This is a genomic window from Craurococcus roseus (assembly GCF_039523795.1).
GTDB lineage: Bacteria > Pseudomonadota > Alphaproteobacteria > Acetobacterales > Acetobacteraceae > Craurococcus > Craurococcus roseus.
This window is the reverse complement of sequence record NZ_BAAAFZ010000101.1, coordinates 1-17,428: the sequence shown is the minus strand read 5'-3', so window position 1 is coordinate 17,428 and position 17,428 is coordinate 1. Positions and strand designations below refer to the sequence as shown.

20 protein-coding genes are annotated in these 17,428 nt (G+C 73.2%); 8 read left to right on the top strand and 12 right to left on the bottom strand.

Features of this window, described 5'->3' with window-relative positions; all coding sequences use genetic code 11:
* From ABD067_RS24565 to ABD067_RS24550, 4 genes are all read left to right on the top strand, one after another.
* The coding region (locus ABD067_RS24565; RefSeq protein WP_343898059.1) for an ABC transporter permease subunit at positions 1 to 686 on the top strand (686 nt) is incomplete at its 5' end.
* 104 nt (positions 687 to 790) lie between these two features.
* Positions 791 to 1,822, top strand: a complete 1,032-nt coding sequence (locus tag ABD067_RS24560) for an MBL fold metallo-hydrolase (RefSeq protein WP_343898058.1) — start codon at positions 791 to 793, stop codon at positions 1,820 to 1,822.
* Entirely contained in the window at positions 1,819 to 3,159 is a 1,341-nt protein-coding gene (locus ABD067_RS24555) for a flavin monoamine oxidase family protein (RefSeq protein WP_343898057.1), read from the top strand. The genes ABD067_RS24560 and ABD067_RS24555 overlap by 4 nt, the downstream gene beginning before the upstream one ends.
* Positions 3,160 to 3,165: 6 nt before the next feature.
* Entirely contained in the window at positions 3,166 to 3,699 is a 534-nt protein-coding gene (locus tag ABD067_RS24550) for a hypothetical protein (RefSeq protein WP_343898056.1), read from the top strand.
* 41 nt (positions 3,700 to 3,740) lie between these two features.
* On the opposite strand, the gene ABD067_RS24545 is transcribed toward ABD067_RS24550, so the two are convergent.
* The 6 genes from ABD067_RS24545 to ABD067_RS24520 all read right to left on the bottom strand — a co-directional run bounded on the left by ABD067_RS24545 (position 3,741) and on the right by ABD067_RS24520 (position 11,671).
* The gene (locus ABD067_RS24545) at positions 3,741 to 5,909 is read right to left on the bottom strand and encodes a malate synthase G (RefSeq protein ID WP_343898055.1); all 2,169 of its coding nucleotides are present in this window, start codon (positions 5,907 to 5,909) and stop codon (positions 3,741 to 3,743) included.
* Positions 5,910 to 5,987: 78 nt separating this feature from the next.
* Positions 5,988 to 7,136 carry a serine hydrolase domain-containing protein gene (locus ABD067_RS24540; protein ID WP_343898054.1) on the bottom strand — a complete coding sequence of 383 codons (1,149 nt, stop codon included), beginning with the start codon at positions 7,134 to 7,136 and terminating at the stop codon, positions 5,988 to 5,990.
* Positions 7,137 to 7,159: 23 nt separating this feature from the next.
* Entirely contained in the window at positions 7,160 to 8,359 is a 1,200-nt protein-coding gene (locus tag ABD067_RS24535) for a M20 family metallopeptidase (RefSeq protein WP_343898053.1), read from the bottom strand.
* A gap of 6 nt (positions 8,360 to 8,365) precedes the next feature.
* A complete protein-coding gene (locus ABD067_RS24530) occupies positions 8,366 to 9,340 on the bottom strand; it encodes a Bug family tripartite tricarboxylate transporter substrate binding protein (protein WP_343898052.1) in 975 nt (324 codons plus the stop codon).
* Positions 9,337 to 10,209: a fumarylacetoacetate hydrolase family protein gene (locus tag ABD067_RS24525; protein WP_456305264.1), complete on the bottom strand. Its 873-nt coding sequence runs from the start codon at positions 10,207 to 10,209 to the stop codon at positions 9,337 to 9,339. The genes ABD067_RS24530 and ABD067_RS24525 overlap by 4 nt, the downstream gene beginning before the upstream one ends.
* A 49-nt stretch (positions 10,210 to 10,258) precedes the next feature.
* A complete protein-coding gene (locus ABD067_RS24520; protein ID WP_343898050.1) occupies positions 10,259 to 11,671 on the bottom strand; it encodes an amidase in 1,413 nt (470 codons plus the stop codon).
* Positions 11,672 to 11,961: 290 nt separating this feature from the next.
* On the opposite strand from ABD067_RS24520, the gene ABD067_RS24515 reads away from it, so the two are divergent.
* The 3 genes from ABD067_RS24515 to ABD067_RS24505 all read left to right on the top strand — a co-directional run bounded on the left by ABD067_RS24515 (position 11,962) and on the right by ABD067_RS24505 (position 13,505).
* Entirely contained in the window at positions 11,962 to 12,480 is a 519-nt protein-coding gene (locus tag ABD067_RS24515) for a GNAT family N-acetyltransferase (protein WP_343898049.1), read from the top strand.
* Between the two features lie 80 nt (positions 12,481 to 12,560).
* The gene (locus tag ABD067_RS24510) at positions 12,561 to 12,908 is read left to right on the top strand and encodes an NIPSNAP family protein (RefSeq protein ID WP_343898048.1); all 348 of its coding nucleotides are present in this window, start codon (positions 12,561 to 12,563) and stop codon (positions 12,906 to 12,908) included.
* A gap of 51 nt (positions 12,909 to 12,959) precedes the next feature.
* Entirely contained in the window at positions 12,960 to 13,505 is a 546-nt protein-coding gene (locus tag ABD067_RS24505; protein WP_343898047.1) for a GNAT family N-acetyltransferase, read from the top strand.
* A 22-nt stretch (positions 13,506 to 13,527) separates the two neighbouring features.
* Here ABD067_RS24505 and ABD067_RS24500 read toward each other — a convergent pair whose 3' ends face one another.
* The 6 genes from ABD067_RS24500 to purC all read right to left on the bottom strand — a co-directional run bounded on the left by ABD067_RS24500 (position 13,528) and on the right by purC (position 16,899).
* A complete protein-coding gene (locus ABD067_RS24500; RefSeq protein ID WP_343898046.1) occupies positions 13,528 to 14,511 on the bottom strand; it encodes a Bug family tripartite tricarboxylate transporter substrate binding protein in 984 nt (327 codons plus the stop codon).
* Between the two features lie 197 nt (positions 14,512 to 14,708).
* Positions 14,709 to 15,413: a phosphoribosylformylglycinamidine synthase subunit PurQ gene (purQ, locus tag ABD067_RS24495; protein ID WP_343898045.1), complete on the bottom strand. Its 705-nt coding sequence runs from the start codon at positions 15,411 to 15,413 to the stop codon at positions 14,709 to 14,711.
* Positions 15,414 to 15,417: 4 nt separating this feature from the next.
* On the bottom strand, positions 15,418 to 15,654 hold the full coding sequence (locus ABD067_RS24490) for a hypothetical protein (protein WP_343898062.1): 237 nt from the start codon (positions 15,652 to 15,654) through the stop codon (positions 15,418 to 15,420).
* 35 nt (positions 15,655 to 15,689) lie between these two features.
* Entirely contained in the window at positions 15,690 to 15,932 is a 243-nt protein-coding gene (purS, locus tag ABD067_RS24485) for a phosphoribosylformylglycinamidine synthase subunit PurS (protein WP_343898044.1), read from the bottom strand.
* Positions 15,929 to 16,138, bottom strand: coding sequence for a hypothetical protein (locus ABD067_RS24480; RefSeq protein ID WP_343898042.1), 210 nt, complete (start codon positions 16,136 to 16,138; stop codon positions 15,929 to 15,931). The genes purS and ABD067_RS24480 overlap by 4 nt, the downstream gene beginning before the upstream one ends.
* A complete protein-coding gene (gene purC / locus ABD067_RS24475; protein ID WP_343898041.1) occupies positions 16,135 to 16,899 on the bottom strand; it encodes a phosphoribosylaminoimidazolesuccinocarboxamide synthase in 765 nt (254 codons plus the stop codon). Before purC ends, ABD067_RS24480 begins: the two co-directional genes overlap by 4 nt.
* 231 nt (positions 16,900 to 17,130) lie before the next feature.
* Here purC and ABD067_RS24470 point away from each other — a divergent pair, with 231 nt between their 5' ends.
* Entirely contained in the window at positions 17,131 to 17,391 is a 261-nt protein-coding gene (locus ABD067_RS24470) for a hypothetical protein (protein ID WP_343898040.1), read from the top strand.
* Positions 17,392 to 17,428 lie beyond the last annotated feature (37 nt).

Here is a 17,428-nt window from a genome sequence, read left to right as displayed (position 1 = left end):
CGGCGCCGGTCGCGTCCGCCGTTTGGGGCGCGCTCGGCGGGGCGGGGCGGGCGTACCCCACAGTCCGCCTGCTCGAACTCGCCGCGTCGCACGCCGCGGTGGCGGTGCCTGGGGCGCTGCTCGGCGCGCTGGCGGGCTTCTCCCTCGGCTTGGCCGTCACCCGGCCGGCGGGGCGGGCGTTGCGGCCGCTCGCCGACGCGCTGGTCGCCGCGGCGCAGGCGGTGCCGCCCGTGGTGGTGGTGGCGCTCGCCTTTCCCGTGCTCGGCTTCGGCGCGGCGCCGACCCTGCTGGCCTTGCTGCTCTACGCGGTGATGCCGGTGCTGCGCGGCACGGTGGCGGCGCTGGAGGCGGTGCCGCCCGACGCCAAGGCCGCTGCGGTGGCGCTGGGCTTCGCGCCGTTGCGCGCGTTGCGCGAGGTGGAGTTGCCGCTGGCGGCGCCCGTGGTGCTGTCGGCGCTGCGCGTGGCCTTGGCGACCTCCATCGGCACGGCCGCGGTGGGCGCGCTGGCGGGCGCGGAGACGCTCGGCACGCCGATCGTGCTCGGGTTGCAGAACCAGAACCAGCTCCTCGTGCTGCAAGGCGCGGCGGCGACGGCGGCGCTGGCCTTCCTGGCCGACGGCGCGCTGCTGCTCCTCGGCGCGCGGGCGCTGCCTACGACCGGCGGCGTAGGGGACCGGCCCGGCTGACCCGCCCGGCGATGGACAGGCCGGCGAGGGCGGCACTACCTTGCCGGCTCCGCCAGCCCGCGCCGGGCGGCCCGGTCCCCTCCCTCCTGCGAAGAGAAGGCGCGATGCCCGACACACAAGCGGACCCTGGCGCCGAGGTGCCGCCGCCCGGCGAGGTCCGGGCCGTGCGGCCGGGCCTGTTGCGCGCGCGGATGCCGCTGCCCTTCCCGCCGAGCCACGTGAACATCTGGTTCCTGGAGCACGAGGGCGGTTGGATGGCGGTGGACGCCTCCGTGTCGAACCGCTTCACGCGGGAGTTGTGGGACAAGGTGCTGGCCTCGCCGGAGCTGGGCGGCAAGCCGCTCACCGGGCTCTTGGTGACGCACTTCCACCCGGACCACATCGGCCTCGCCGGCTGGCTGTGCGGGCGCTTCGGCGTGCTGCCGCACATGACGCGCATCGAGTGGCTGATGGCGCGGGCGCTCTGGTACGACTCCGGGCCGGACATGATGGCGCAGCAGGTGGCGCACTACACCCGCGCCGGCTGCCCGGCGGAGTACATCGTGTTCGTCGAGGGGCGGGGCGCGCTGTACCAGCGGGCGGTGGGGGAGCTGCCGCGCTCCTTCCACGCGCTGCGCGACGGGCGGCCGGTGCGGATCGGCGGCGCGGAGTGGACGGTGATGACCGGCGCCGGCCACGCGCCCGACATGGCGTGCCTGCACAGCGCGGAACGGAACGTGCTGATCTCGGCGGACCAGATCCTGCCGCGCATCTCGCCTTACATCGGCCTGCACCCGGGCGAGCCGGAGGCGGACCCGCTGGGCGACTTCCTGCAATCCAACGAGCGCTTCCGCGCCTTGCCGGAAGACGTGCTGGTGCTGCCCTCGCACGGCGAGCCCTTCCACGGCCTGCACCGGCGGCTGGATGCCCTGGCGGCGCACCACGCGGACCGGCTGGACATGCTGGCCGACGCCTGCAAGGAGCCGTTGACGGCCTTCGAAGCGGCCGGCGTGCTGTTCCCGCGCGCGACGCAGGAAATGGCGCAGATCGGCTTCACCGTGGGCGAGACGCTGGCGCACCTCCGCCGGCTGGAGCGGCAGGGGCGGCTGGAAGTGGCGCCCGGCGCGGGGGAGGCGGTGCGGTTCCAGGCCCGATGAGTTCGGAGGATTTCGACGTAGCGGTGGTCGGCGCCGGGGCGGCCGGCATCGCCGCGGCGCTGGCCTTGCGCGACGCCGGCTTGCGCTGCGTGGTGCTTGAAGCCTCGGGGCGCCTAGGCGGCCGGGCCTTCACCGACACCGAGTCGCTCGGCGCGCCCTTCGATCGGGGCGCCGCTTGGCTGCACGACGCCGACAACAACCCGTTGACGCCCATCGCGCTCCGGCAAGGCTTCACCTTGCACGAGGAGCCCGGGCGGCGCCGGCGCGACATACTGCTGATCGGCGACCGCCCGGCGACGCCGGAGGAGAAGGCCGCGCACGACGCCGCGGCGGAGGCCTGGGAGGCGGCGGCGGAGCGGCGCGCGGCGGAGGGCGGGCCGGACATCCCGCTCTCCGACGCGGTGCCCCGCGGCGGCTTCTGGGACGCGACGGTGGAGCACTGGTTCGGCGCCATCATCAGCGGCGTGGAGGCCCGGTGCGACAGCCTGCGCGACTACGTCGCCACTGCGCTCGTCGGGCGGAACCCGCAGGTGCGCGAGGGCTTGGGGACGCTGGTGGCGCGACAGGCGGAGGGCCTGGACGTGGCGCTGGGGACGCCGGTGAACGTCGTGCGGACCGGCGGGCCCGGCGGCGCCGTCGAGCTGGAAGGGCCGAGGGGGCGGGTGAGGGCGCGTGGGTGCGTCGTCACCGTCTCGACCGGCGTGCTGGCGGCGGGCGCCATCCGTTTCGACCCGGCCTTGCCGCCGGCGGTGCTCGACGCCGTCGCCCGGCTGCCGCAAGGCATGGTGACCAAGGTGGCGTTGCGCGCCGCCGGCGCGGACAGGCTGGACCTGCCGGATTTCGGGCGGCTCGGGCGGCGCGTGGAGCACGACCGGGACCGGCCCGCCTCCTGGATCTGCTGGCCGTTCGGGCGCGACCACGCGATCGCCTACATCGGCGGCGAAGCTTCTCGGGAGTTGGCGCGGGAGGGGCCGGGGGCGGCCGACGCCTTCGCCCGCGCCGAGCTCGCGCGCTTCTTCGGCCCGGCGCGGGTGGAGCGCGCCTTCCGGCCGGGCGCCGCCGTGACGCGCTGGGCGGAGGACCCGCTGTTCCGCGGCGCCTACAGCCACGCGCGGGTCGGGCACGCCGGCGCGCGGGCCGTGCTGCGCGACGCGGCGGTGGCCGACGGCAGGCTGCGCTTCGCGGGCGAAGCCTGCCATGAGCGCTACGCCGGCACGGTCGGCGGCGCTTGGGAGAGCGGCCTCCGCGCCGCGCGGGCGTTAGCGGAGGCGCTGGCCTCGGGAACAGGGCTGCACGCCGGTTCCAAGTCAGCCGCGCTGCCGGAGTCGAAGCGGTGAGCCGGAATGCCTGACCGTTTGGATTGGGGCCCAGGCTACACGTCGGCGGACTTGGACGACGCTCAAGCCAAGTGGGGCCTGCGCTTCCCTCCCGACCTCGTGGAAATGCTCTTGGAGCGCCGCCCGATCCTCTCGGGCGGCCGAGGGATGATCGATTGGGTACACACGGATGAAGCGGTCATCGAAGAGCGTCTGCAGTGGCCTTTCGAAGGCTTCTTGTTCGACGTCGAGCGCAACGGCCTGTGGTGGCCGGAATGGGGCGAACGGCCCGCTAAGCGTGAGGAGCGGCGCGAACTCCTCCAAGCGGAATTCTCAAAGGCGCCGAAGCTGGTGCCGATCCATTCGCACAGGTACTTGCCATCCGAGCCTTTCGAGAGCGGCAACCCGGTGTTCTCGGTGCATCAAAGCGATGTCATCCACTACGGGAGCGATCTCGCCGATTATTTCGATCGGGAAGCGCTTGGTTGGGGCTCGAAACCTTGGCCCACACGCATCAAGCGCATCCCGTTCTGGACAGTCGCCGTCGAGCGGAACGGCTGAGCAGCCGGCGCCGTGATCGGCGCGGCCGCCGGCCGGCGGCGTCAGGCCGCGCCGGCCTTCGCCTCCCGCCGGCGCGCGTGCAGGATGAACTCGGTGTAGCCGTTCGGCTGCTCGCGGCCTTTGAACACCAGGTCGCAGGCGGCCTTGAAGGCCGGGCCGTCGAAGCTCGGCGCCATCGGCTGGTAGAGCGGGTCGCCGGCGTTCTGGCGGTCCACCACGGCGGCCATGCGGCGCATGGTCTCCATCACTTGGTCTTCCGTGCAAACGCCGTGGCGCAGCCAGTTGGCGATGTGCTGGCTGCTGATGCGCAAGGTGGCGCGGTCCTCCATCAGCCCGACGTCGTTGATGTCGGGCACCTTGGAGCAGCCCACACCCTGGTCGATCCAGCGCACCACGTAGCCGAGGATGCCTTGGGCGTTGTTGTCCAGCTCCGAGCGCACGTCCTCGGGCGACCAATTGGTGTTGGCGGCGAGCGGCACCGTCAGCAGGTCGTCGAGCTTGGCGCGCTTGCCGCCGCGGGCGAGCTCGTCCTGCCGCGCGGCCACGTCCACCTCGTGGTAGTGCAGGGCGTGCAGCGTGGCGGCGGTGGGGGAGGGGACCCAGGCGGTGTTGGCGCCGGCCTTGGGGTGGCCGACCTTCTGCTCCAGCATGGCCGCCATCATGTCGGGCGCGGCCCACATGCCCTTGCCGATCTGCGCCCGGCCGCGCAGGCCGCAGGCGAGGCCCACGTCCACGTTGTTGTCCTCGTAGGCCTTGATCCAGGCGGCGCCCTTCATGTCGTTCTTGCGCACCACCGCGCCGGCTTCCATGTCGGTGTGGATCTCGTCGCCAGTGCGGTCGAGGAAGCCGGTGTTGATGAACACCACGCGGTCCTTGGCGGCGCGGATGCACTCGCGGAGGTTCACCGTGGTGCGGCGCTCCTCGTCCATGATGCCCATCTTGAGCGTGGCGCGCGGCAGGCCGAGCATGTCCTCCACACGGGCGAAGAGCTTGTCGGCCCAGGCGACCTCTTCCGGGCCGTGCATCTTGGGCTTGACGATGTAGACGCTGCCGGCGCGGCTGTTCAGGTGCTTGCCGCGCAGGTCGTGCAGCGCGATGGCGGCGGTGCAGGCGGCGTCGAGGATCGTCTCCGGCACCTCCCGGCCGTCGAGCGTCACCACATCCGTCATCATGTGGTGGCCGACGTTGCGCACCAGCATGAGCGAGCGGCCGTGCAGGGTGACGCCGCCGCCGGCCGGCGTCTGGTAGGTGCGGTCCGGGTGGAGGCGCCGCGTCTCGGTGCGGCCGCCCTTCTCGAAGCTCGCCTCCAGGTCGCCGCGCATCAGGCCGAGCCAGTTGCGGTAGACCAGGACCTTGTCCTCGGCGTCCACCGCGGCGACCGAGTCCTCGCAGTCCATGATGGTGGTGACGGCGCTCTCCATGACGAGGTCCGCCACGCCCGCCGGGTCGTCCTTGCCGATGGGGTGGGTCCGGTCGATGCGGAGTTCGGCGTGCAGGCCGTTGTTCACGAACAGCAGGGCGGAGGGCGCTTCGGCCTCGCCGTGGTAGCCGATGCACTGGCCCGGTCGCGCGAGGGCGACGGTGCGCTTGTCCTTGAGCGTCACCTGGAGCGCGCCGGCGACGATGGCGTAGCCGGCCGCCTCACCGTGCGAAACGCCGCCCGCGAGCGGGGCCATCCCGTCGAGTACGTCGCGGGCGCGGTCGATCACCTTGCGCCCGCGCGTCGGGTTGTAGCCGCGGCCGCGCTCGGCGCCGTCGGTCTCCGAGATGGCGTCCGTGCCGTAGAGCGCGTCGTAGAGGCTGCCCCAGCGGGCGTTGGCGGCGTTCAGTGCGTAACGCGCGTTGGACACCGGCACCACGAGCTGCGGCCCGGCCACCCGCGCGATCTCGGCGTCCACGCCGGTCGTGCCGACGTGGAAGTCCGGCCCTTCCGGCAGCAGGTAGCCGATTTCGCGCAGGAAGGCGGTGTATGCCTGGAGGTCCACCGGCTTGGCCGGGTGCTCGCGGTGCCAGGCGTCCAGCTTGGCCTGCAACTCGTCGCGCTTGCGCAGCAAGGCGGCGTTCTCGGGGGCGAGGTCGCGGACGATGGCGGCGAAGGAGGACCAGAAGCGCGCCGGTTCCACGCCGGTGCCGGGCAGGGCTTCGTTCTCCATGAAGGCGTGCAGCGCGCCCGCCACCTTGAGGCCCGCGACCTCGACCGTATCAGCCACCGCCATCTCCTGCCCTTTGCACGTCCCGGCGGGGCGTACTACGCGCAAGGCGCCCTCCGCGCAAAGGGGGGCGGCCCGTCACACCTCCAGGATGGAGGCGTGGGCGAGGTTGCTGAGGACGTCCATGCGCTCGCTGTGGAAGGGCTCGGACTGGCGGCAGTTCGACAAGAAGGCGAATGAAACGCCGGAGGTCGGGTCGGCCCAGCAATAGGAGGAGCCGACTCCGCCATGGCCGAAGGTGCGCGGGTGGGCGATGGCGCCCAGGCCGCGGATCTTCGGCGTTTCGCCGCGCGAGTGCGGGCCGAGGCCGCGGTGCATGGCGAGGCCCATGTACTCGTCCACCCGATCGCCGGTGAAGTCGCGGGTGACGAATTCCACCATGCGGGGGGAGAGCACGCGCGCCCCGCCTGGGCCGGGCATGGCGCCGCCGTTGGCGAGCATCTGGTAGAAGGCCGCCATGGCGCGGGCGCTGCCGTAGCCGCCGCCGCCGGGGATGCCGGCGCGGCGTCCCTCCGCGGTGTCCTCCGGCGTCCGGGGCGGGAAGCGGCGGGTGCCCTCCTCCGGCGGGTCGTAGATGCCGGCGGCGCGGCCGTGCTCCGGGTCCGGCAGGCCGACGAACAACTCGTCCCCCAGACCCAGCGGCGCGATGACGCGGCGGCGGACGAAGGCGCGGAAGTCCTCGCCGCCCGCCAGCGCCTCGATCAGCGCGGCCGCGGTCCAGTGCGCCGGGGCGGGGTGGTAGGCGACGCGCGAGCCGGGCGTCCACTCCAGGGTGAAGCCGCACACGGTCCGGCGGAGCAGGTCGTGGTCTTCCCAAGCCGCCTCCGGCACGACCGCGGAAGGGAAGCCGCCCTGGTGCGTCAGCAGTTGCAGCACGGTGATGTCGCCCTTGCCGTGCGCCTCGAAGCCGGGGAGGTGCTGGGCTACGGTGTCGCTGAAGCGGAGCAGCCCGTCCTCCGCCAGCATCCAGAGCGCGGCCGTGGTGAGGACCTTGGTGTTGGAATAGAGCAGGAACAGGCTGCGCGCGTCGGCCGGGGCGTCGGGCTCGACGCGCGCCCGGCCGAAGGAGCGGCACAGCGCCAGCTTGCCGTGCCGCGCCACCGCCACCTGGGCGCCGGGGTGGCGGCCTTCGGCGATGTGCCGCTCGATGGTCGCGCAGAGGCGGTCCAGCGGGCGCGGGTCGAGGCCGAGCGCCTCCGGGTTGGACTCGGGCAGCGGGAAGGCCACGGCTTGTCTCCTGTTCGCTTTCGCTACACGCCCGTCGTGTCGAGCCGCAGGATCGCCCGCGCCAGCGCCTGCGCGCGCGGCACCATGCTGCCGACCTCCAGGTACTCGTCCGGGCTGTGCGCCTTGCCGCCGATCGGGCCGACGGCGCAGAGCGTGGGGGCGCCGACCGCCGCGGTGAAGCCGGAATCGGCGCAGCCGCCGGAGAACTCGCCGCGGATGTCGAGGCCGCTGTCGGCCGCCGCCTCGCGGTAGCCCTCGAACAGGCGCGCGCTGGCCGGGTTCTGCGTCAACGGCAAGAACTCGCCCCGGATGGTGAGCTTGGCGCGCGTGCCGGGCACGAAGGAGCGGCCGACGATCTCGTGGATGCGGCCCATCGCCTCGTCGCGGTCGGGGCGCTCGACGTAGCGGAGGTCGATCTGACCCGTGGCGTAGGGCGCCACGGTGTTCACGCTCTGACCGCCGCTGACCAAGCCGACGTTGAGGGTGATGCCGCGCTTGAGGTCGGTGATGGCGTGCAGCGCCTGGACCTTGCGCGCCAACTCCTCGATGGCGCTGACGCCGGCTTCGAAGTTGCCGCCGGAGTGGGCCGCCTTGCCCTCGATCTCAAAGAACGAGAACACGCCGCCCTTGCGGCCGGTGACGATGCCGCCTGAGGGCCGGCCGGGCTCGGAGTTGAACACCGCCCGCGCCTCGCGCGCCACGGACTCGATCACCTCGCGGCCCTCGGGGGAGCCGATCTCTTCGTCGCCGGTGAACAGGCCGAGCAGCGGCGCCGGCGCGCCGCCGAAGCGCTTGAAGGCGGCCAGGACGAACATGTTCATCACCAGCCCGGCCTTCATGTCGGCGACGCCGGGGCCGTAGGCGCGGCCGTTCTCCACGCGGAAGGGGCGGCGCTCCGGCTCGCCCTTGGGGAACACGGTGTCGCGGTGGCCCATCAGCACCACGGAGCGGCGCGCGTTGCCGCCGCGCCCGGTCGCGGCATCGCCGCCCTCGACGCGCGCCTTGAGGCAGTCGCCGTACTGCTCGCGCGGCACCGTCTCGACCGGGATGCCGCTGCCTTCCAGGAAGCGCCGCACCTGCGCGCCCACGGCGTCCACGCCGGCCTTGTCGTAGCTGCCGCCGTCCGTGTCCACCATCTCGCGCAGGGCGTCGAGCATGGCGTCCCGCTGCGAACCGAGCCACTCGACGATCAACGCCTCGGCGTAGCCGCCACCACCCGACATGCGATCCTACTCCACCTTTCCGATGCGCTGGACGGCGCGCGCCAAGCGCGCGCTGTCGTTGCGAAAGAACGCCGCGAAGGCTTCGCCGTCGCGGTGGTCGAGCGTGTTGCCCGACGCCGACACCGCGCGGCGCAACTCGGGGTCGGCCGCGGCCGCCGCCATAGCGGCGCGCAACGCCTCGCGCACCGGCGCCGGCGTAGCGGCGGGGGCGAAGACGCCGGTCCAGATGTAGTACTCGGCTTCCGGGAAGCCGCGCTCGATCAAGGTCGGCACCTCGGGGAATTCGGGCAGCCGCTTGGCACCCCAGCATGCCAGCGGGCGCAGCTTGCCGTCGCGGATGTGCGGCGCCGCCGGGCCGGGGCCGCTGGACAAGGCCTGCACCTGCCCGGCGAGCAGCGCCGTCAACGCCGGGCCGCCGCCCTGGAACGGCACGTGCAGCATGTCGAGGCCAGCCGCCGTGGCCAGCATGGCCATCGGCACGTGCAGCGCCGAGTAGTTGCCGGCGGAGGAGTAGCTGATGGAGCCCGGACGCGCTTTCGCGGCGGCGACGAACTCCTCCAGCGTGCGCCAGGGCGACAACGCGGGCACCACCAGCACCGTCGGGTCCGCGGTGAACAGGGCGATTGGGGCCAACTGGTCCAGCTCGTAGGCCGGCGCCCGTCCGAACAGCCGCGCCGCCTCGGGCAGCACGGCGAGCGACGAGAGCGCCATCAGCAGCGTGTAGCCGTCCGGCGCCGCGCGGGCGACGGAGGCGTTGCCGAGTTCGCCCGATGCGCCGGGGCGGTTCACCACCGGCACGGGCTGGCGCCAGTGCCGCTCCAGCGCCGCCGCCACCGGGCGGGCCACCACGTCGGCCTGCCCGCCCGGCGGGAAGGCGACGACCATCGACACGGCGCGCGAGGGGAAATCGCCGCCTTGCGCGAGGGCGGCCGGCGTGGCGAAGGGCAGCGCGGAGGCGGCCAGCAGCGAGCGGCGCCTCATGCCACCGGGTTCTCCAGCACGCCGATGCCCGGCACCTCGACCCGCACCACGTCGCCGCTCTTGAGGAAGCGCGGCGGGTCGAAGCCGATGCCCACGCCGGCCGGGGTGCCGGTGGCGATGATGTCGCCCGGCTCCAGGCTGATGCCGGCGCTGATGGTCTCGATGAGCGTGGGTATGTCGAAGATGAGGTCGGATACCGGCGCGTCCTGCCGCTTCTCGCCGTTGACGTGCGTGGTGAGCCGCAGCGCGCCGGGGTCCGGCACCTCGTCGGCGGTGAGGATGGCCGGTCCCATCGGGCAGAAGCCGTCGATGCCCTTGCCGAGTATCCACTGCCGGTGCTTGTGCTGGAGCGTGCGCGCGGTGACGTCGTTGACGACCGTGTAGCCGAACACGTGCCCCAGCGCGTCCGCCTTGCGGATGCCGCGCCCGCCGCGGCCGATCACCACGGCCAGTTCGCCCTCGTAGTCCACGGAGTTCGTCGGGTCGAGGTGGGCCGGGATCGGCTCGCCCGGGCCGATGACGCTGGTGGGCGGCTTGCTGAACACCACCGGCGCTTCCGGCACCACCTCCTTGGCCGTGGCGTCGAAGCCGGAGCCGGCGAACTCCTTGGCGTGCTCGTGGTAGTTCTTGCCGACGCAGAAGATGTTCTTGGCCGGGCGCGGCAGGGGGGCGCAGAGCACCGCGTCCTCCACCGCCGGCGCGTGCGCGGCCACGGCGCGGGCGCGCTCCAGCAGGGCGGGCTCGGCGGCGATCAAGGCGAGGAGGCCGCCTTCCAGCAGCCGGTCCGCGGCGGCGAGGTCCACGATGCCGCCGTCCTCCCGCAGCGCGCCGGCGCGCTGCTCGAGTCTCCCCGTACGCCTGAAGGTCACCAACCGCATCGTTCCACCCAGCTCCGTTCCCGGCCGGCAGAAAGCCGGATCAAGCCGCGTTCGGCAAGGCCGTTGGGGAGTCGGGCACGGCGGCGGCCCGCTCGATGGCCCGCGCCCCGCGCAGCGCCACGTCGTCGCGGTGCAGCGCCGCCGCGACCTGCACGGCGCGCGGCATCCCTTCCGCGTCGAGCCCGACCGGCACGCTCACCGCCGGCTGGCGGGTCAGGTTGAAGGCGGAGGTCCAGGGCGCCCAGTCGCGCCACAGCGCCTCGCGCGGGCTGATGGTGGGCTGGTCGGCGGCGAAGGCGGCCGTCGGGGTCGCGGCGGTGAGCAGGAGGTCGTGGCGCTGGTGGAAGCGGGCCATGACGTGCGCCGCCTCGATCCGGAGCGCTTCCGCGCCGAGGAAATCGACCGCGCTCATCCCGCCCTCGCGCTCAGCCACGTCCATGAGGCCGGCGTCGAGCATCTCGCGCCGCTCGGGCGGAACGGTGGCCACCAAGCGCGCCAGCGCCACGCCCCAAACGCGGGCGAAGATGGCGCGGGTGTCGGGCAGGCCCGGGTCGGCCTCTTCCACGACGGCGCCCGCCTCCTCCAGCATGCGCGCCGCGCCGGCGAGCGCCGCCTCGCCTTCGGCGTCCAGCGGCGGGTCGAAGCCGAGGCGGCGCACCACGGCGACGCGCAGCCCGGACACGCCCTCCTCGATGCCGGCGCGCCAGTCGCGCGGCTCGTCCGTCAGGCAGAACGGGTCGCGGATGTCCGGCTGCGCCATGGCGGAGAGCATCAGCGCCGCGTCGCGCACCGTGCGCGCCATCGGCCCGGCGCAGGCCACGCCGGAGAAGGCGCCGTGCGGCCATTGCGGCACCCGGCCGTAGGAGGGCTTCACGCCCACCAGCCCGCAAAAGGCCGCGGGGATGCGGATGGAGCCGCCGGCGTCCGTGCCTAGGTGCAACGGCCCGAAGCACGCCGCCCCCGCCGCGCCGGCGCCGGAGGAGGAGCCGCCCGGCGTGCGCTCGCGGTTCCACGGGTTGCGCGTGATGCCGTGCAGCGGGCAGTCGCCTGGCGACTTCCAGCCGAACTCCGTGGTGGTGGTCTTGCCGATGATGACGGCGCCGGCGGCCTTGAGGCCCAGCACCGCCGGCGCGTCCTCCGTGGCCGGCTCGGCTGAGGTGGTGCGGCTGCCGCGCCGGGTCGGGAAGCCGGCCATGTTGAGCAGGTCCTTCACCGTCGCCGGCACGCCGTCGAGCGGCCCCATCGGGCGCCCGGCCGTCCACCGGGCCTCGCTCTCCCCGGCCGCCACCACGGCGCGTGGGTTCATGGCGGCGAAGGCGTTCACCCAAGGGTTCATCTCCGCCACCCGGTGCAACACCGCCTGCAACGCTTCGACGGGCGACAGCGCGCGCCGGGCGTAAAGGGCGAGCAGCGTCTCGGCGGTCATCAGCGCGGGGTCGGTGGGGACGGTCATGCGGGGCCTCGACGGGGAGGGGCGCAGGATGGCCCGGCTGCGGCGGCGGCGGAAGGAGAAGGGGGCGCCCCCGCCCCGGCGCTTCCGGCCGGTGGGCAGGAACGCGGCCCGCAGCGACCGCGCGAGAACGCCGCCGGCCCGCTCCGAATCGTGCAGCGACGGGGTGGCTGCTGCCCGGTGCCGGGTTGGCAGGTATGCGGAGATCGCTTGGCGCGCCCTGCTCTCCGGGCGCCAGGATTGCGACTCTGCGGCGCGGGCGCGACCGCGCCGGTGGCCTTGGAGGCGCCCGCATGTACGGCATCAGGGAAGCGACGCGCGAAGATTGCGACGCCATCGGTGAAGTCCACGTCGCCGCGTGGCGGGAGACCTATGCCGGCCTCCTGCCGGACGCGACCCTCGCCGGGTTGTCGCCGCAGCGGCGGGCCGACATGTGGCGGCGCTGGTGCGACGCCCGCGATCCGGACCGCCTGCTCCTCGTCGCCGAGGACGACGCAGGGCTTTCCGCCTTCGCCGCCTGCCGCCGGCCCGCGCCCTCCGAGCCGATCGGCGCTGAGGGCGAGGTCACGGCGATCTACGTCCTGCGCCGGGCGCAGCGCCGGGGCATCGGCCGCGAGCTCATGGGGCGGCTGTTCGCCTTCATGGCCGGGCGCGGGATGGCGTCTGCCGGGTTGTGGGTGCTGCGGGAGAACGAGGGCGCCCGCGCCTTCTACCACGGACTCGGCGCCGCCGAAGGCGTGGAACGCTCGGAAGAAGCGGACGGCCACCGCCACGTCGAGCTGGCCTGCGTCTGGCGCCCTTTGACGGCTTGACCGCCGACCGGTGACGATGCCCCGCGACCGCTCGCCGGACGATCCCCGGCGCGGCGATGTTCCGCGGAGGAGGGAACGCCATGCTGCTCGACCACCGGACCTACACCTGCCGCCCCGGCACCATCCGCAAGCAGCTCGCGCTCTACCAGGAGCACGGCTGGGCGGCGCAGACCGAGCACCTGGGCATGCTGCCGCTCGCCTACCTCGTCACCGAGACCGGCGACGTGAACGTCTACGTCCACATCTGGGTTTACGAGGACGCGGCCGACCGCGCGAAGCGCCGCGCCGCCATGCAGGCCGACCCGCGCTGGGCCGCGTTCCTGGAGAAGAGCGCGGAGGCCGGCTACCTCATCAAGCAGGAGAACAGCCTGATGACGCCGGTGGCCTTCGCGCCCGCGCCGGCGCGCGCCGGCAAAGGCGGGGCGTGAAGCGCTGACGGCCCGCGGCAGCAGCCGGCGCTTCGGCGGCGGGGCCTGCGGATGAGCGGTGGCGCCGCGCTCCCGGACGGCTTCGAAACGGCCCGCCTCGCGCTGAGGCTGATCGCGGAAGCCGACGCCGGACCGATCTTCGAGGGCTACGCGCGGGACGCGGAGGTCGCGCGCTTCCTCGTCTGGCGGCCGCACCGGAGCCGGGCCGACACCGACGCCTACATCGCCCGGTGCCTCGCCAAGCGGCCGGACGAAGCGCGGACCTACGTGCTGGCGGGCCGGGAGGACGGCGCCGTGCGCGGCGCCTTCGACCTGCGGCGGGACGACGCGAACCGGATGGGCTTCGGCTACGTGCTGGCGCGGCGCTGGTGGGGGCGGGGCCTCATGCCGGAAGCGCTCGCCGCTGTGGCGGACTGGGCGCTCGCCCAACCGGGCGTGTTCCGCATCAGCGCCCTGTGCGACGTGGAGAACCGGGCCTCGGCCCGGGTCATGGAGAAGGCGGGGCTGGCCCGCGAAGGGCTGCTGCGGCGGCGCATCCTCTGCCCGAACCTCGCGGACGAGCCGCGCGACTGCTTCCTCTACGCCCGCGTCCGGTGAGCGGCGGCGCCGGCGCCCGCCGTCAGGACGCGGTGATGTTCGCCTCCCGCGCCACGCCGGTCCAGAGCTTGGCGAAGTCGGCGATGTAGCGCGCGTACTCGGCGCCGAGCAGCGGCTGCTCCGGCGGGTAGCTCGCCAGTTCGTCGAAGCGCTGCCGCAGGTCGGGGCGGCTCAGGATCTTCGGGATCTCCGCCGTGATCCGCTCCGCGATCGGCGCCGGCAGGCCGCGCGGGCCGGACAGGCCGATCCACACGCCGGCGGTCATCCGCGGGTAGCCCAGCTCCTCGAAGCTCGGCACCTCGGGCAGCGCCGGCATCCGCCGCGCCGTGGTGACGGCGAGCGCGCGCAGGGTGCCGTCGCGCAGCATGCCCATGTTGGTGGTGAGCGGGTCGATCAGGCTCTCGATCGCCCCCGCCATCAGGTCCTGCAACCCCGGGGCGCTGCCACGGTAAGGCACGTGGTCGAGCCGCGGCGCGCGCGCGTCCTTGGCCAGCACCTCGCCCAGCAGGTGGCCGGAGGAGCCGACGCCGGAGGAGCCGTAGCGCACGCTGCCGCGCCGCGCCGCCGCCAGCAGGTCGTCGAGGGTCCGGAACGGCGACTTGGCGGTGACGAGCCAAGCGCTCGGCGTGTCCACCAGCATCCCCAGGTGGGTGAAGTCGGCCACCGGGTCGTAGGGGAGCTGCGGGTAGATGCCCGGCGCGAAGCCGTGCGGCGAGGCGTGGCTGATGACCAGCGTGTAGCCGTCGGGCGGGCTCTTGGCGACGATGTCCGCGCCGATGGTGCCGCCGGCGCCGGCGCGGTTGTCGATCACCACTGATTGCCCGAGCGCCGAGCCCAGCGCCGGGGCGACCAGCCGGCCGATGGTGTCGGCTAGGCCACCGGGCGGGAAGGTGGCGACCAGACGGATGCTCTGCCGCGTCGGCCACGGCCCGGACTGGGCGCGGGCCGCGATGGCGGGCGCGGCGAGGAGGGCGGCGGAGAGGCCGAGCAGGCGGCGGCGGTTCATGCGGTGCGCTCCCGTTGTGCGTCGTCGCGCCCGGGCCTGCCTGCGGTTTGGTCAACGCTTGGCCGCGGCAAGCCCGATCGCGCTGGTGGCGGGAGGGCTCGCAAGCGGTGTGCCAAGGGCCGGAGCGCTGGTTTCCGGCCCGCTCGCCGTTGCGCTGCGGCGATGGCCCCGGCGCGGACCGCCGGGGCGCTCCGGCCTCAAGCCGAGGCGAAGGTCCCGGTCAAGCTCTCGAACAAAGGCAGCCCGTCCGTTCCGTCGATGGCCGGGTCCACCTGGTTCTCCGGGTGCGGCATGAGGCCGAGCACGCGCCCGTTGGGCGAGAGCACGCCGGCTATGCCGCGCGCGCTGCCGTTGCGGTTGGCCGCCTCCGTCGCCTCGCCCGCTGGGGTGGCGTAGCGGAGGGCTACCAGGTTCTCGCCCTCCAGCCGGTCCAGCGTTCCCTCGTCGGCGAAGTAGTTGCCGTCGCCGTGGGCCATGGTGGCGCGGAAGGTGTCGCCCGGCCGGAAGCGGTTGGTGAAGGGCGTGTCGGCCCGCTCCACGCGCATCCAGCAGTCCATGGACAGGAAGCGGAGCGAGGCGTTGCGGAGCAGCGCGCCGGGCAGCATCCCGGCCTCGCACAGGATCTGGAAGCCGTTGCACACGCCGAGCACGTGCCCGCCGCGCGCCGCGAAGTCCTTGACCGCGCGCATGATCGGCGAGTGCGCCGCCATGGCGCCGCAGCGGAGGTAGTCGCCGTAGGAGAAGCCGCCGGGCAGCACCACGAGGTCGAGGCCCTCGGGCAAGGCTGCCTCGCCGTGCCAAAGCATCAGCGGCTTGCCGCCGCCGCCCGAAGCGCGCGCGAGGGCGAGCGCCATGTCGCGCTCGCGGTTGATGCCGGGGAAGACGACGACGGCGGCGCGCATCCTGTCACCAGCCTCCCGAAAGCTCACGGACCCAATGGATGCCGCCGAGCAGGACGATGGTCGCCAGCGCGGCGATGGCCGCCGCCGTGACCCAGCGGTTCGCCGCGCGCTTCTGGGTCGCCAGCCAGCCGGGGCGCGGGGCCTTCGGCGCCGGTTTGGCCGCGGACGCCATGCGCTCCTCGCGCCAGCGCAGCCCCATGAAGACCAGCACGGTGAGCACCGCCATGAGCAGCAGCGACATCTTCGCCACGTCAGGCGGCCCTCACCGGACGGCGCTCACGGGGCGATCTCCACCCGGTAGCTCTCGATCACTGAATTGGCGAGCAGGCGCCGCGCCATGTCCTCCGCGGCGGCCTTGGCGGCGTTCGGATCGGTCTCCGCCAGCTCCAGCTCGATCACCTTGCCGGCCCGCACCTCGCCCACGCCGCCGAAGCCGAGCGAGTCGAGGGCGTGGCCGATGGCCTTGCCTTGCGGGTCGAGCACGCCGGCCTTGGGCATCACCGTGACGCGCACCTTCATGGGGATGGCGCCTTCCGGCCGAATCGGCTGCCGTGGCGGCCGTAGATGTAGCAGCCGAAGGCGCCCAGCACCGCGAGCAGCAAGGGCACGGTCTCCTGCGGGAACAGGCCGAACACCGACATCAGCGCGAAGAAGCCGACGACCGCGCAGAACACCACGGCCGCCTCCACCGCGCCGCCGATCATCGCGTTGGGGCTCGCGGTCATTGCATCAGCTCAGGGCCCTTGAGGTCGCGGACGCCGGCTTCGGGCAGGATGCCGAGGCGCCGCGCCACCTCCTGGTAGCCCTCCTCGACGTTGCCGAGGTCGCGGCGGAAGCGGTCCTTGTCCATCTTCTCGCCGGTCTTGGTGTCCCACAAGCGGCAGTTGTCCGGGCTGATCTCGTCGGCGAGGACGATCCGCACCTCGTCGTTCTCCCACAGCCGGCCGAACTCCAGCTTGAAGTCCACGAGCTGGATGCCGACGCCGAGGAACAGGCCGGAAAGGAAGTCGTTCACCCGGAGCGCCAGGGCGACCATGTCGTCCAGGTCCTGCGTCGAGGCCCAGCCGAACGCTGTGATGTGCTCCTCGCAGACCAGCGGGTCGTTCAGCCCGTCGTTCTTGTAGTAGTACTCGATGATCGAGCGCGGCAGCCGCGTGCCTTCCTGGATGCCGAGGCGCGTGGACAGGCTGCCGGCGGCGATGTTGCGCACCACGAGCTCGAGCGGGACGATCTCCACCTCGCGGATGAGCTGCTCGCGCATGTTGAGGCGGCGGATGAAGTGGGTGGGCACGCCGATCTCGTTGAGGCGCGTCATCAGGTACTCGCTGATGCGGTTGTTCAGCACGCCCTTGCCGGTGATGGTGCCCTTCTTCTGCGCGTTGAAGGCGGTGGCGTCGTCCTTGAAGTACTGGACGAGGGTGCCGGGCTCCGGGCCTTCGAACAGTATCTTGGCTTTGCCCTCGTAGAGCTGTCGGCGTCGCGCCATCGGGTGGGGAGTCCTCGGGGTGTCGGGGCGGCCAAGGGGGCCCCTCCGTTTCGCGGCGCGGTATAGCAGGGGGGGCGGGGGAGGGCCACCGGGCCGGGTCCGGATGGCGGGCTTATCTTGCGGTAAAGCAACGGCCTTGCCCGGTGGTGGCGACGGTGCGATGAACACCCGGATCAATAGCGAAGCGAGCGGCCAGGGGCGTCGACCTTGGCGGGCTCCTGACGACGGGTGATGAACGAAAAGCTTCGCAGGTGGCTGGAGGGCTTGTGCCAGGCGCAGCCCGACGGGACTTGGCTGGTGGAGGCGCCAGTGGTCGAAGCCGTGCCGGCGCCCGTCTTCGTGCTGCCCGACAGGGCGGCCAAGGAAGCTTACCTCTCGAGCGCTGTCCGGTTGGCCCGTACCTACTTGATGTCCGACTTCATTCTCACAGTCGGGTCCTTGCCGGCCATGGCTTGGTTGTCCCTCTCCTTTGAGCTCGACCTGCTCTGTTGAAACCCTGGCCTGCCCTGGGGCGCTTGGGTCGGCTTTC

Excerpts from the sequence above, each read along its gene's own strand:
- ABD067_RS24470 (WP_343898040.1), top strand. The coding sequence starts at position 17,131 with ATGAACGAAAAGCTTCGCAGGTGGCTGGAGGGCTTGTGCCAGGCGCAG.
- ABD067_RS24550 (WP_343898056.1), top strand. The coding sequence starts at position 3,166 with ATGCCTGACCGTTTGGATTGGGGCCCAGGCTACACGTCGGCGGACTTG.
- purS (WP_343898044.1), bottom strand. The coding sequence starts at position 15,932 with ATGAAGGTGCGCGTCACGGTGATGCCCAAGGCCGGCGTGCTCGACCCG.
- purQ (WP_343898045.1), bottom strand. The coding sequence starts at position 15,413 with ATGCGCGCCGCCGTCGTCGTCTTCCCCGGCATCAACCGCGAGCGCGAC.
- ABD067_RS24555 (WP_343898057.1), top strand. The coding sequence starts at position 1,819 with ATGAGTTCGGAGGATTTCGACGTAGCGGTGGTCGGCGCCGGGGCGGCC.
- ABD067_RS24490 (WP_343898062.1), bottom strand. The coding sequence starts at position 15,654 with ATGTCGCTGCTGCTCATGGCGGTGCTCACCGTGCTGGTCTTCATGGGG.
- ABD067_RS24505 (WP_343898047.1), top strand. The coding sequence starts at position 12,960 with ATGAGCGGTGGCGCCGCGCTCCCGGACGGCTTCGAAACGGCCCGCCTC.
- ABD067_RS24480 (WP_343898042.1), bottom strand. The coding sequence starts at position 16,138 with ATGACCGCGAGCCCCAACGCGATGATCGGCGGCGCGGTGGAGGCGGCC.
- ABD067_RS24520 (WP_343898050.1), bottom strand. The coding sequence starts at position 11,671 with ATGACCGTCCCCACCGACCCCGCGCTGATGACCGCCGAGACGCTGCTC.
- ABD067_RS24510 (WP_343898048.1), top strand. The coding sequence starts at position 12,561 with ATGCTGCTCGACCACCGGACCTACACCTGCCGCCCCGGCACCATCCGC.
- ABD067_RS24560 (WP_343898058.1), top strand. The coding sequence starts at position 791 with ATGCCCGACACACAAGCGGACCCTGGCGCCGAGGTGCCGCCGCCCGGC.
- ABD067_RS24535 (WP_343898053.1), bottom strand. The coding sequence starts at position 8,359 with ATGTCGGGTGGTGGCGGCTACGCCGAGGCGTTGATCGTCGAGTGGCTC.
- purC (WP_343898041.1), bottom strand. The coding sequence starts at position 16,899 with ATGGCGCGACGCCGACAGCTCTACGAGGGCAAAGCCAAGATACTGTTC.
- ABD067_RS24530 (WP_343898052.1), bottom strand. The coding sequence starts at position 9,340 with ATGAGGCGCCGCTCGCTGCTGGCCGCCTCCGCGCTGCCCTTCGCCACG.
- ABD067_RS24500 (WP_343898046.1), bottom strand. The coding sequence starts at position 14,511 with ATGAACCGCCGCCGCCTGCTCGGCCTCTCCGCCGCCCTCCTCGCCGCG.
- ABD067_RS24515 (WP_343898049.1), top strand. The coding sequence starts at position 11,962 with ATGTACGGCATCAGGGAAGCGACGCGCGAAGATTGCGACGCCATCGGT.